This window comes from Pseudomonas sp. M30-35, assembly GCF_002163625.1.
In the GTDB taxonomy this organism is placed as follows: Bacteria; Pseudomonadota; Gammaproteobacteria; order Pseudomonadales; family Pseudomonadaceae; genus Aquipseudomonas.
The window spans coordinates 2,465,184-2,479,202 of record NZ_CP020892.1 but is presented as its reverse complement, the minus strand read 5'-3'; the positions used below and the strand labels follow the sequence as shown (position 1 = coordinate 2,479,202).

The 14,019-nt window shown below is 60.9% G+C and carries 1 protein-coding gene; it reads right to left on the bottom strand.

Annotation, left to right across the window (positions count from 1 at the left end; translation table 11 throughout):
* Positions 1 to 60: 60 nt before the first annotated feature.
* A complete protein-coding gene (locus B9K09_RS11440; protein WP_087516916.1) occupies positions 61 to 14,019 on the bottom strand; it encodes a non-ribosomal peptide synthetase in 13,959 nt (4,652 codons plus the stop codon).

Below are 14,019 nucleotides of genomic sequence, written 5' to 3'. Positions count from 1 at the left end.
TGAGCGCGATTCAGGGCACCGCGATGGCCAGACACTGACCATGCAGGTGCTCGTCGCTCGCTAGCTTTGCGAATTCGGTTTGGTCTTGAGCTTGCTCAACAGTTTGTCCAGGGACTTCTGATTCAGCGCCTTGGCCAGAGGGAAATCAGCTGGCATCAGCGCTCCCGCCTGTGGATCGAGGCAATGCTCGACCAGTGCCTGCAAGTGCTCCAGCAGACGGCCGGGTAAGCAGCTGTCGGCGTTTGGGGTCACGCTGTGCCATTCGACATGCAACGCGCCGTCCTCCAGCCACGCCACCACTTCACGGCCATGGGTTACCCGGTTGACCTGGGCTGCATCTGGCGGAGGGGTCAGACTGCTTGCACGCAACCAGCCCTCAGGCGTTTGTTCATGCCCCAGATAGTTGAACAGCACATCTCCACGACCCGCGGGTAAATCACCACGTTGGCGCAACAACCCGTGACCAAGGCCTAGGCCCGGTACGGCGCGCAAGGCTTGTTTGGCATTGCGCACCTTATCGCCGAGGTCGCCGCTGGAGTTCACGCGTAACGGATACAGAGTGGTGAACCAGCCAACGGTGCGGCTGACGTCCAGCCCGTCGAACGGCGCATCGCGACCATGGCGCTCCAGATCCACCACGATGTCGACGCGGCTTTCAGCTTCAGCCAGGGTGGCGGCGAGGGCTGCGATCAGCAGTTCTTCCGGTTGCGTGCGATAGGCCGCGTGCGACTCAGTCAGCCACTGATGGGTGCGTGTTGCATCCCAACGGGCGGGCAGCGTCTGGCGCTCGGCGACTGTGGCCAGCGATGCAGGGTTAACTGGCGTTTGGTCCGCCCAATAGCGCTGTTCGGCTCTGACCTTGTCGGCGTGCGCATGCATATGCTCGGCCCATTGGCGGTAAGAGGTGGTCTTGGCGGGTAGGCTAGGGTTCTCACCACGCTCCAGGCCTTGATAAAGCTGCTGGAAATCTTCCAGCAATGGTGTCCAGGACACCGCGTCGATCACCAAGTGATGCGCCACCAGGTACAGACGTTGCGGTTGGCCTTCAAGCAGCGCGGCTGCAAACAGCGGGCCCTGTTGAATATCCAGACTTTGCGCGACCTGCAGCAACTGCTTGGGGTGGTCGCAACAGGTCAATTGCGCTGGCGATACTTGCGCGATGTGCGCTTGCCATTGCCCATCGACCTCGGTGAAACGCAGGCGCAAGGCGTCGTGGTGGGCGATCAACCGATCCAGCGTGGCCTGCACCAAGGCAGGTTGCAAAGGATGATTGCTGTCGGCCAGCACCGACTGGTTCCAGTACGCGGCCTGCGGTTGTTGTTGGTCGAAGAACCACTGATGCAACGGCATCAGCGGCATCGCACCGCTGACTTCACCCTGTTCGGCAAGGGACAACAACGGACTGGCTAGCTGCGCCAGTGCCGCCGGAGTCGGCGAACGGAACAGGTCTCTTGGGGTGAGCGAATAACCCTGTTCGCGCAGGCGGGAGATCAGCTTCAGACCGAGAATAGAATCGCCGCCCAAGGCGAAGAAACTGTCCGAGGTGCCGACCTCGCGGCCACCGGTCAAGGCTTCGCCGAGCAGTTCGCCAAACAACTGGCAAAGCAGGCTTTCCAGAGTATTGCGCGGTGCAGCATAGTCATTCTGGGTTTGCGGCAATGGCAGGCTCGCCAAGGCTTTGCGGTCTATCTTGCCGTTGGTGGTCAGAGGCAAGGCCGGTACTTCGACCCACACCGCTGGCACCATGTACGCGGGCAACTGGGCGGTAAGCAATGCGCCTAACTCCGGCTGCGGCGTACTGCTGCTGTAGAACGCCACTAACCGGTTATCGATGACCAATGTGCAAGCCCCGGTGATTGCCGGTAAGTTGAGCAGCGCTGCGTCGATTTCCCCAAGCTCAATACGCTGACCGCGTAGTTTCACCTGATGATCAAGACGTCCCAGATATTCGATATTGCCATCAGCAAGGAAGCGGCAACGGTCGCCGGTGCGGTACAGGCGATCACCCTCAATAAAGGAACTGGCAAGGAAACGTTCTTGGGTCAGCTCCGGACGTTTCAGGTAGCCACGAGCCACGCCGACACCGCCGATATACAGCTCACCGATGCTGCCGATTGGCAGCGGCTGCATGCTCTCATCAAGGATGTACAGGCGCAGGTTGGCGATTGGCTTGCCGATTGGCACGCTTAGATCGTCTTTCGAGCAGCGCCACACTGAAACGTCGATGGCCGCTTCGGTCGGGCCGTAGAGATTGATCAGCGCCGCCGGATGTTGGCCCATAAAACGCTTCACCAGATCAACTGGCAGCGCTTCACCGCTGGCAAACACCTGACGCAGACTGTGGCAGTCGGCAAGGCTCGGTTCCTCGACAAAGGCGCGCAGCATCGAGGGCACGAAGTGCAGGGTGGTGACCTGTTCCTGCTGGATCAACTGGCTGAGGTAAGCCGGGTCGCGATGCCCGTCGGGACGTGCCATCACCAGAGTTGCACCGGTGATCAACGGCCAGAAGAATTCCCACACCGAGACATCGAAACTGTACGGCGTCTTTTGCAGGACGCGGTCGTTCGGACCAATCGGGAAAGCGTCCTGCATCCAATGCAGACGATTCATCAAGGCGCCGTGCTCGTTCATCACGCCTTTTGGCTGGCCGGTGGAACCGGAGGTATAAAGCACATAGGCCAAGTCATTGGCCGCAACACTTAGAGGTTCACCGACCTCCGCCTCTGGTAATGAATCAAGCGTCCAGGTGGTGTGTCCGGCTGGCAGCTTCACCAGCCACTGCGCTTGGGTCAGGGTGACTTTTGCATCGGCGTCTTCGATCAAAAATGCCAAACGCGCGGCAGGCAACTCAGGGTCCAACGGTAACCAGGCTGCACCAGCATGGACGATGCCGAGCAGGGCGACGACCATCTCTACCGAGCGCTCCATGCACAGCGGCACGATCGACTCGCGACCGATACCTGCGCCGCGTAGGGCACGGGCAACCTGTTGCGCGCGTTGATCCAGCTCGGCGTAACTCAGGCGTTGGTCTTCAAACACCAGAGCCGGAGAGTTAGGGCTTAAAGCCGCTTGCTGGTTCAGGGCCGTATGCAGGTTGGTCGGGCCGGGGTACTGGCGTTCGGTTGAGTTCCAGTGAGCCAGTTGCTGCTGATCCTGTTGTTGCGGGAACAGCTCGACCAGTTTGCGCTGTGGCGTGGCCACCAATGCATCCAGCAAGGAGCACCATTGGCTGCTCCAGCGCTGCATGGTGTGTGGCTCGTACAGCGCCGATTGGTACTCCAGAACCAGCGTCATGTCGCTGCCGTCGTCCTGAACTTCCCAGCTCTGTTCGAACTTGGCGTCGATAACCGGCAGCATCTGCTCTTCGAGTTTCAGCCCCGGCCATTGGCTACTTTCCATGCGGCCATAGTTGAGGGAAAACAGCACTTGGAACAGCGGCGTACGGTTCAGGTCGCGCTGCTGTGCGACTGCGCTGACCAGGGTCGCGAACGGTAGATCGGCGTGGGCCTGGGCCGCGCGCAGGTCGGCCTCAAGGCTGGCGAGCAACTGTTGCGCAGGAGCCTGTTGGTCGACATCGCTGCGAATCACCAGGGTATTGACCAGGCAGGCCAACAGCGTCTGCGATTGCGCTTGGTCACGCTGGTCCGCCGGGGTACCGAAGCGAATCTCCCGCTGACCGCTGTATCGGGCCAACAGCGCACTCAGCGCCGTGGCCAGTACCACGTAGGCGGTGGTGCCGCGCTGCCGGGCGAACTGGCGGATGGCTTCAGCGCGTTGGGTGCCAAGCTGCAGGGTCAACTGCCCGGCGCTACGATCGGCCTCGGCGCCGCGAGGACGGTCGAGGGGTAGGTCAAGTTGGTAGTTGTCCTGACCCAGATGGCTTTTCCAGTAATCCAGGCTGTCGTTACGTCGCGCCTGGGTATCCGGCTGTTGTTGCCACAGAGCGAAATCGACGTAGTCAATCTGCAGCGGCGTCCAGGCGGGCAATTGCCCGTGCAAACCGGCGGTGTAGGCCTGAGTCAGCTCGTCGATAAGCAACTGCATGGCCCAACCGTCAGTGGCGCTGTGGTGCAGGCATATCAGCAACAGGTTTTCGTCGCTGTTCTGGCGTTGCAGCAAGTGCGCCCGCCAAGGCGCGGCGGCGGCCAGATCGAACGGCGCCATCAAGTTGCTTCGGGCTTCGGCGCAAGCTGTTGTCCAGTCCTGTGTCGCCACTGAAGTGAGCACCAGTTCCGGCCCATTGTCGTCGATCAACAACTGCGGCTCGCCCGCGACTTCGACAATACGGCTGCGTAGCACCAGATGCCGCTGGCTGACCTGTGCAAACGCTTCACGCAAGACCTCAACCTGCAGCTCGCCACGCAAGGTCAGTGCGAACGGCATGTGGTACTCGCGGGACTCCGGCACCAAACGGCTGAGCATCCAGAACCGACGCTGAGCCAGCCCCAGCGGCAATTGCGCCGGACGCGGTTGCGGGGTGATCGACTCACCCGGAGTTGCCGATTGCAGATGACCGGCCAGCGCCTTCACTGTTGGTTGGGCGAAGACCAGTGACAAAGGCAGCGTTGCGCCTAGACGTTCACGCACTCGTGCGACCAGTCGAGTCGCCAGCAAGGAGTGGCCACCAAGCTCAAAGAAGTGATCTTCAATACCCACGGATGAGCATTCAAGCAGTTCGCTGAACAACTCACAGAGCAGCGTTTCCGTGGCATTGCGCGGTGCAATGTGCGACTGAGTGCCTTGGCTTTCTGGCAGCGGTGTGGCGGCCAGGGCTTTGCGGTCGAGCTTGCCGTTGCTATTGAGCGGCAGGCTGTCGAGCTGTACCAAGAAGTTGGGGTGCATGTGGGAAGGCAAACTGTCGTTCAGTTTTGTGCGAATGACGGCTTCATCAGCTTCACCGCACCAGAAACAGACCAGACGCTGATCGAGCAACAAGGTTGCAGCCTCGCGAACACCCGCCTGTGCCAGCAGTGCTGCGTCGATTTCGCCCAGCTCAATGCGCTGGCCACGCAGCTTGACCTGATGATCAAGACGCCCCAGATATTCGATATTGCCATCAGCGAGGAAGCGGCAACGGTCGCCGGTGCGGTACAGGCGATCACCCTCAACAAATGGGCTGGCAACAAAGCGTTCTTCGGTCAACTCAGGCCGATTCAGGTAGCCACGGGCCACGCCGACACCGCCGATATACAGCTCGCCGATGCTACCGATTGGCAATGGCTGCATGCTTTCATCAAGAATGTACAGACGCAGGTTAGCGATTGGTTTACCGATCGGCACGCTTAGATCGTCTTTCGAGCAGCGCCACACCGATACATCAATGGCCGCTTCGGTCGGGCCGTAGAGATTGATCAGCGCCGCCGGGTGTTGGCCCATAAAACGCTTCACCAGATCAACCGGCAGCGCTTCGCCGCTGGCGAATACCTGACGCAGACTGTGGCAGTCGCTGAGGCTCGGTTCTTCGACAAAGGCGCGCAGCATCGAGGGCACAAAATGCAGGGTGGTGACCTGTTCCTGCTGGATCAACTGGCTGAGATAAGCTGGGTCGCGATGACCATCGGGACGAGCGACCACCAGCGTTGCACCGGTGATCAGCGGCCAGAAGAATTCCCACACCGAAACGTCGAAGCTGTACGGCGTCTTTTGCAGGACGCGGTCGTTCGGACCAATCGGGAAAGCGTCCTGCATCCAGTGCAGACGATTCATCAAGGCGCCGTGCTCGTTCATCACGCCTTTTGGCTGGCCGGTGGAACCGGACGTGTAAAGCACATAGGCCAAGTCATTAGCCGCGACACTCAGCGGTTCAGCTGCTGACGCTTCAGGTAATGAATCAAGCGTCCAGGTGGTGTGTCCGGCTGGCAGCTTCGCCAGCCACTGCGCTTGGGTCAGGGTGACTTGTGCATCGGCATCTTCGATCAAAAATGCCAAACGCGCGGCAGGCAACTCAGGGTCCAACGGTAACCAGGCCGCACCGGCATGCACAATACCGAGCAGGGCGACGACCATCTCTACCGAGCGCTCCATGCACAGCGGCACGATCGACTCGCGACCGATACCTGCACCGCGTAGGGCGCGGGCCAGCTGTTGCGCACGTTGATCCAGCTCGGCGTAACTCAGGCGTTGGTCTTCAAACACCAGCGCCGTGGAGTCAGGGCTTAAAGCCGCTTGCTGGTTCAGGGCCGTATGCAGGTTGGTCGGGCCGGGGTAGTGGTGCTCGGTAGCATTCCACTGGACCAGTTGGAGTTGACGCTCTGCAGCGGGTAACGGTGTCCAATCCCCGAGGCGGGTCTGGGGCGCGTCGAGTAAAGCTTCGAGCAGTTGCTGCCATTGTTCTAACCAGAGCCGTGCAGTGGTTTCACTGAACAGCGCGGCGCGGTATTCCAGCAACACCGACAGCACCTCGCCATCATGTACTTCCCAGTTAAGGTCGTACTTGGTTGATTGGGCGGTTACTGCCCGCTCGCTGACCTGCAACTGCGGCCAGTGCTGGCTCGACGTATCGGCGTTCTGCATGGCGAACAACACTTGGAACAGTGGAGTCTGACCGAGGCTGCGCGAAGGCTTAAGGTGCTCCACGACCTGATCGAATGGCACATCCTGATGCTGCTGGGCATCCAGCACGCGATTGCGCACCTGGTTCAGCAAGCCTTCGAAATCCAGCGCTGGATCAAGGTCGGCACGGATGACCAGAGTATTGACGAAGCAACCGATCAGCGGTTGCAGCTCAGCAAATGGACGCTGGGCCACCGGGCTGCCAATCCGCACATCGCGTTGATTGGCGTAGCGCCCCAGGAGTAACTGCGCCGCACCGAGCATCAGCATGTACAGGCTTGCACCGCGTTGCTGGGCAAATTGCCGTAGGCGTTCCACCAGCGCGGGCGGCAGTTGCAGTTGCACCGAGCCTGCAGCCGGGTCGAGCGGGTTCAGACGACCCTGTGCAGTCGGCAGATCGAGCAGGTAGTCGCCGTCTTCGAGTTGGTTGCGCCAGTATTCCAACTGGCTGCTGAACGCCGTTTGTTGGCTGGGCTCGCGCTGCCAAAGGGCGTAGTCGGGATATTGCAGGGCCAGCTCAGGCAGCGTTGCTGGGGTGCCCTGGAGCTGGGCGGTATAGAGCTGTCGCAGCTCATCGAGCAGGTTCTGGCTGGAGGCATCATCAGTGGCACTGTGATGCACGGTGAGCAGCAGTAGCGATTGCGCGCTGCCGCTGCGTTGTATCAGCCCGGCCCGAACGGGTACCTGGCCGGTGAGATCGAAACGGCGTCCGGTTTCTTGGTGAATCGCCTGGTCGGTCAGTTGCTGCCAGTGCCCGTCGCTGGTCGCCTGCAGGACTGTCACCGGCAGATTGATATCGACCTGGGGTTCAATCATCAACACCAATTCTCCGTCGGCATCGCGCTGGATGCGGCTGCGCAGAATTTCGTGGCGTTGAACTACATTGTTCAGGGCCGTCTTCAGGGCTTGGGGGTTGAGTTCACCGTCCAGTTGCACGGCGCTGACCACGTTGTATTCGCCGCCACCGGCACTCAGTTGTTCAAGAAACCACAGACGTTGCTGTTCGAACGACAGCGGCAGCCGTGCTGGGCGATCCGCCGGGACGAATGTCGCAACGGCTGTCTGCAGGGGATTACCGAGCAGCGCGGCCAGGGCTTCCAGCGTCGGCTGTTCGAACACCGTCCGCAATGCTGGCACGGTTGCGAACTGTTGACGCAAACGGGCAAACAACACCGCAGCCAGCAGCGAGTGACCGCCGAGGTAGAAAAAGTGGCTGTCGCGACCGATTTGCGCCAGTGGCACCTTGAGCAGCTCGGACCAGAGTGCGGCGAGCTGCTGTTCGGCGCCTGTACGCGGCGGGTTCTGGGCATCGGGTGCGCTTTGAATGTCCGGTGCGGGCAAGGTCTTGCGATTGAGTTTGCCGTTATCCGTCAGCGGCAGCTCATCGAGCAGCACAAACGCCGACGGCACCATGTAGTCGGGCAGGGCGGCGCCGATTGCCTTGCGCCAGGCGTCAATATCGGCTTTGGCGTCGCAGGTGACGTAAGCCACCAAGCGCTTGTCGCCGGGAACGTCTTCACGGGCCAGCACTACCGCTTGGCGAACGCCGGGCTGAGCGCCGATCAGCGCTTCTATTTCGCCCAACTCGACCCGGAAACCACGGATTTTCACCTGATGATCCATACGCCCGAGGTATTCGAGCTGGCCGTCGGGCAACCAGCGCACCAGATCGCCGGACTTATACATCCGCGCACCTTGCAGCGGCGAGAACGGGTCTTCGATAAACACCTTCGCGGTCTGTTCGGCACGGTTTAGATAACCCAAGGTCACGCCAGCGCCGCCAATGTGCAGTTCCCCCGGAACGCCAACCGGCAGCGGGTTGAGGAACGGATCCAGAACGTAGGTACGCACGTTGGCGATGGGGCGGCCAATGATCGGCCGCGCAGGGAAATCATCTACCGCACAACCTGTTGCATCGACCGTGCACTCGGTCGGCCCGTAAGTGTTAAAGAAGCGGCTGCCAGCAATCGACGGCAGCCGCTGCCAGAGCTGTGCGTCCACGGCATCGCCACCGAACAGTACAAAACGCGGCAGATACGTTTCGCCATTGCACACGCCGTCACTTTCAAGCAGGGCCTTGAGCTGCGCCGGGGTACATTCGAACGCATCCAGCTGGGTGTCGCTGAAGAATTGCGCCAGGGCCTCGGGGTCGTAGCGCACCGCTTCCGGCGTCAGGTACAGACTGTGGCCGTCGAGCAGCAGGATGAGTTCCGCCACCGAGCTGTCGAAGGCGAACGAGTAGTTGAAACTGGCGCGCATTGGCTGGTCGGTATAGTGCCGGTACAGGCCATGAATGCGCGCCCAGGCCAGGTTAACCACCGACCCGTTGGTTACCAGTGTGCCTTTGGGTTTACCGGTAGAGCCTGAGGTGTACATGATGTAGGCCAGATCATCCGGCCCGGCCAGTGGTGCAAGGTTGTTGTCCGGCTGATCGGCAAACAGCGCGGCATCGCTGTCCAGACGCAGGCGTGGCAAATGGATGCCAAGCTCCTCCAGCAAGCCTCGCTGGCCAAGGAACAGCGCTGGTTGCGCATCTTCGAGCATGTACGCCAGACGATCCACCGGGTAAGTCGGGTCCAGCGGCACATAGGCTCCGCCGGATTTGAGGATGCCCAGCAAACCCACCAGTAATTCCAGCGAGCGTTCAACACAAAGGGCCACTGGACTATTGGCCACCACCCCGCGACTGCGCAGGTAATGTGCGACCTGGTTGGCCCGGCGATTCAATTCTCCATAGCTCAGGCTGCGACCTTCGAAGCACAACGCGTCACGGTCCGGGGTGCGCTCGGCCTGCTGTTCAAACAATTGGGCGAAGGTCAGGTGTTGCGGCACCTCCATCTCGGTGCGATTCCACTCGACCACGGTGCGTTGCCATTCCGCCGCCATCAGCAACGGCAAGGTCGCTACCGGACGCTGCGGCTCGGCGAGCATGTATTCCAGCAAGTGCTCAAGGCGAGCCAGAGTTTGCTGCGCGCTGTCAGCAACAAACAGGTCGAGCGCGTACATCAGCTCCAGTTGAATCGGCGCATTGGCGGGACACAGCACGTGCAAGTCCAGGTCGCATTCGGATTGTTTGAGTGGCGTGTCGAGGGCTTCAAATTCCAGGCCCGGGAAGCGCAAACGCGACTCCATCGCCAACTGCTGGGCGACCATCACCTGATACAGCGGCGCGTGGCTGAGGCTGCGCGGCAGTTGCAGGCTGTCGACCAATTGTTCGAATGGCAGATCCTGATGTTGCAGGCCTTCACGCAGACGCTTTGCCACCTGACCCACAAGCGCGGTGAAATCAGCTTGCGGTTCGAAGTCGGCGCGGATCGCCAGGTTATTCAGCAAAATGCCGAGCAAGCCTTCGGTACCCGGTTGTTCACGATGAGTGACCGGGGTGCCGATCAAAACAGTGGCGTCGCCGCTCAAACGGTGCATAAGCACGGCGAAGCCAGCGAACAACACCGTAAATGGCGTGGTGCCCAGACGACTGGCAAAAGCTTGCACCCGGGCGCTGAGTTCGGGGCTCAGTTCGCGCTGCACGATCCCGGCGCGATAGCTTTGCACCGAAGGCCGCGCAAGGTCGGTGGGCAGCGCGAGCAAGGGGCTGCTGTCACTGTTGCTGCGATCCAGCGTTTGGGTCCAGTAGTCGAGTTGGCGCTTGAGCTCAACACCTTGCAGGTGTTCGCGCTGCCACAGGGCGAAGTCAGCGTATTGCACCGGCAAGGCCGGCAGTTTGGCCGCTGCACCTGTGCATCGGGCTTCATAACCCTGCGCCAGTTCGCGCAGGGCGATAGTCGCCGACCAAGCGTCTGAGACCAGGTGATGCAGGGCGATGCCTAGCACGTGCTCGTCTGGCGCCAGACGCAGCAAGCGCGCTCGTAATAACGGTGGCGTGCTGAGATCGAAGGGTTGCGTGAAGGTGTCTTGCAAGACACTGAACTGCGCACCTTCGCGGGCGGTGGTTGCCAGGCCTGACAAGTCATCGAACGGCAAATCAATGCTCAGCGAGTCGCTGATGTGCTGGCAAGGCACACCCTCTGCGTCACGGATCCCGGTGCGGAGGATTTCATGGCGCGCCAGCAGGTCGTTGAGGCTGGCGTGTAGCGCCTGAACATTGAGATCGCCTTTCAAACGCAAGGCGAACGGGATGTTGAACAGCGTGGTGCCCGGTGTCAGCTGCTCGATGAACCACAAGCGTTGTTGCGAGAACGACAGCGGTAACTGTGCTGGACGCGACTGGGCTTTGAGGGCCAGAACCTTGTCGGATTGCGGCGCAGCGGCTTGTGCCTGACGTGAGGCAATCGCCAGCGCCAGTAACGCCACGGTCGGTTGTTCGAAGAGCACCCGCAACGGCAAGTCGAGTTTGAAGTGTGTCCGTAGCCGCGCCACAATTTGCGTGGCCAGCAGCGAGTGACCGCCCAGGGTAAAGAAGTTGTCTTCCACACCGACGCTGTCGCGGCCCAGAACATCGGCCCAGACTTTAGCCACAACCGCTTCCAGTTCAGTGCGCGGGGCGATGCTTTGCTGTGTCTCAGCTTGCCAGTTGAGTTTCTGGGCAGCCAGGGCCTTGCGGTCGACCTTGCCGTTGGCATTCAGTGGCAAGCGCTCCAGGCAAACGAACGCCGCTGGGACCATGTACGGCGGCAATTGCCCGCGCAGATGCTCACGCAGTTGGCCGCTCAGGTCGTCGTGGCTCAGGCTTTCGTCGTAAGCCGAGCAGTAAGCCACCAGCCAGGCTTCGCCGACGTGGTTTTCCCGCAGCAACACCGCCGCCTCGCGCACGCTTGGGTGCTGCGCCAGTCGATGTTCGATTTCGGTCAGTTCGATGCGGTGGCCGCGTAGCTTGACCTGCTGATCGCGGCGACCGAGGTATTCGATCACGCCATCGGCGCGCCAACGGCCCAAGTCGCCAGTACGGTAGATACGACCGTCGAGTTGCGGATGATCGATGAAGGCGTCGGCGCTGCGCTGTGGGTCGTGCAGGTAGCCACGGCCGACACCGACACCTCCGACACAGATTTCCCCGGCCACACCGATCGGCAGTGGGCGCAAGGCTTCGTCCAGCACATACAGGCGATTATTGGCTGTCGGCTGGCCGATGGGCATGTGGCTGACGTCGGTATCCGGCGCAGCAAAAATTGGCTGGAACGCTACGTCGTCGGCACATTCGGCGGGGCCGTAGGCGTTCATCAGGGGGATGTCGGGGAAGCGCGCAAACCAGTCACGGGCCACGGTCGGTGGCAGGGCTTCACCGGTAGGCATCACCCAGCGCAGGTCAGGCAGTTGTAAGTCGCACGGGCACAGCGCGAGCAGCGTGCGCATCAGGCTCGGGACAATTTCCAGCACGCTCAGGCGCTCGCTGACCAGCACCTGCAGCAGGCGTTGTGGATCGTGGGCTATCTCGTCCGGCAGGATCTGCACGGTAGCACCGAGGATCGGCGCTGCGAGAAACTGCCACACTGAAATATCGAAGGCCACCGACGCAGTTTGTGCAATCCGGCTGTCGGCGTTCAGACCCAGAGCAGGTACCTTGCCGAAGATATTATTGAGCATGCCGCGTTGTTCGATCATCACACCCTTGGGCGTACCGGTCGAACCCGAGGTGAACAGCACATAGGCCAGGCTATCCGGACCACCGAGCAACGGCAGCGGCGCGTCATTGCTGGTTTGCCAGCAGGCTTCGGCGAACAGGGCGTCAGGTGCATGGTCGAGGTCGCTCAACAGTTGATCGAGCAGGGCGCTGCAATCTTCACTGGCCACCAGCAGCGGTGCGCGGGACAGTTTAAGGATTTCCCGCAGACGTTCCGGTGGGTGGTTGACTTCCAGCGGCAGCATCGCAGCGCCAGTCTTGAACACGGCGATCATCATGGTCAGCAGCGCCAGACCTCGAGGCGCCAACAGCGCGACCAACTGATCTTCACCGGCTCCGGCCTCGCGCAGAGCATGGGCCAGACGCGTGGCGCGGCGATCCAGTTCGGCGTACGTCAGCGACTCAGCATTGCAGATCGCGACCTGTTGATCGCCGCGTTGAGCCACCTGTGCGGCAAACAGCTGCGCGTAGCTTTGCTCCAGTGGAAATGCCTGCGAGTTGACGGCCCAATCGCCCAGCAGTTGTTGACGCTCGTCGCCTGTCAGCAGTTCGAAACTGCCCAACGTGGCGTCCGGCGCGGCGAGCATGTCGCGCACCAGACTGGCGAGGTGACCGAGCAGGCGTTGCACGGTCGCAGCGTCGAAGCGTTCGCGGTCGTAAGACACGCGAATGCCCAGTTGTTCGCCGGGCAGGATCACCACAGTCAGACCGTAGTGGGTGTGCACGCTATGATCCATGCCATCAAGGCTGAACTGGAAACCGCCCTCGAGAATCTGTTCGTCGATGGGTGCGTTTTCGAATACCAGGATGCTGTCGAACAGGGTTTCGCCGCGGGGGAAATCGCTCCAGCCCTGAATGTCGGTCAGCGGCGTGTGTTCATAATCACGCATGTCGAGGTTCAGCCCTTGCAGGGCATTTAGCCATTGGCCAAGCGTCGCCTCGGGATCGACCGTCACCCGCAACGGCAGGGTATTGATGAACAAGCCGATCATCTCCGCCACCCCGGTCAGTTCCGCCGGGCGACCGGCCACGGTGACACCGAACAGCACGTCCCGTTGACCGCTGTAACGCGACAACAGCAGCGACCAAGCGCCTTGGAAGAAGGTATTCGGTGTGATTCGCTTGCTACGGCAGAATGCAGCTAGCGCTTGGGTTTCCTGTTCACTCAGGTGAATCAGTCGGTCGTCCACCAGCACGGCGTCGGTATAACGGTCGCGGGTTACGCCGTTGTCCACTGTCAACGGCGTAGGCGCATTGAGCCCCTGTAACTGAGCGCGCCAGAACTGTTCAGCCTTGTTCGCATCCTGACGTTGCAGCCACTGAATGTAATCACGGAACGGGCGCGGGCTCTTGAGCTGCGGGGTGCGGTCGTTGCATAGCGCTTCATAAACTTTGAGGAAGTCCACGGTCACCAGCGAGATGCACCAGGCGTCCATCAGTATGTGATGGAAGCTGCGGATGAACTCGTAAGACTCATCGGCCAAGCGCACCAGCCGGAAGCGAATCAGTGGAGGTTTGGACAGGTTGAAACCGACTTTTTGCTCATCGGCCAGCAAGGTGCGGATCCGCGCCTCCTGTTGGTCTGGAGCGAGGCCGCGCAAATCAAGGGTGTCCAGCGGCACCTTGACCTCGCGGTGGATCACTTGCACCGGCTGCTTCTGGGTTTTCCACTGAAAACTGGCGCGCAGGGAAGGGTGCAGCGCCACCACCTGGCGCCAGGACTCAAGGAACGCAACTTCGTCGATAGCGCCCCCAATGCGGTAGCGATCCTGCATCAGGTACACGCCGGAATCTTCATGCAGCAGGGAATGGAACAGCATCCCTTGCTGCAACGGTGACAGCGGGTAAACGTCTTCGATCGGGTTGCTGCTGGTTTTGTCGTGAGTCAT

Coding starts and splice junctions, on each gene's coding strand:
- B9K09_RS11440 (WP_087516916.1), bottom strand. CDS start 14,019: ATGACTCACGACAAAACCAGCAGCAACCCGATCGAAGACGTTTACCCG.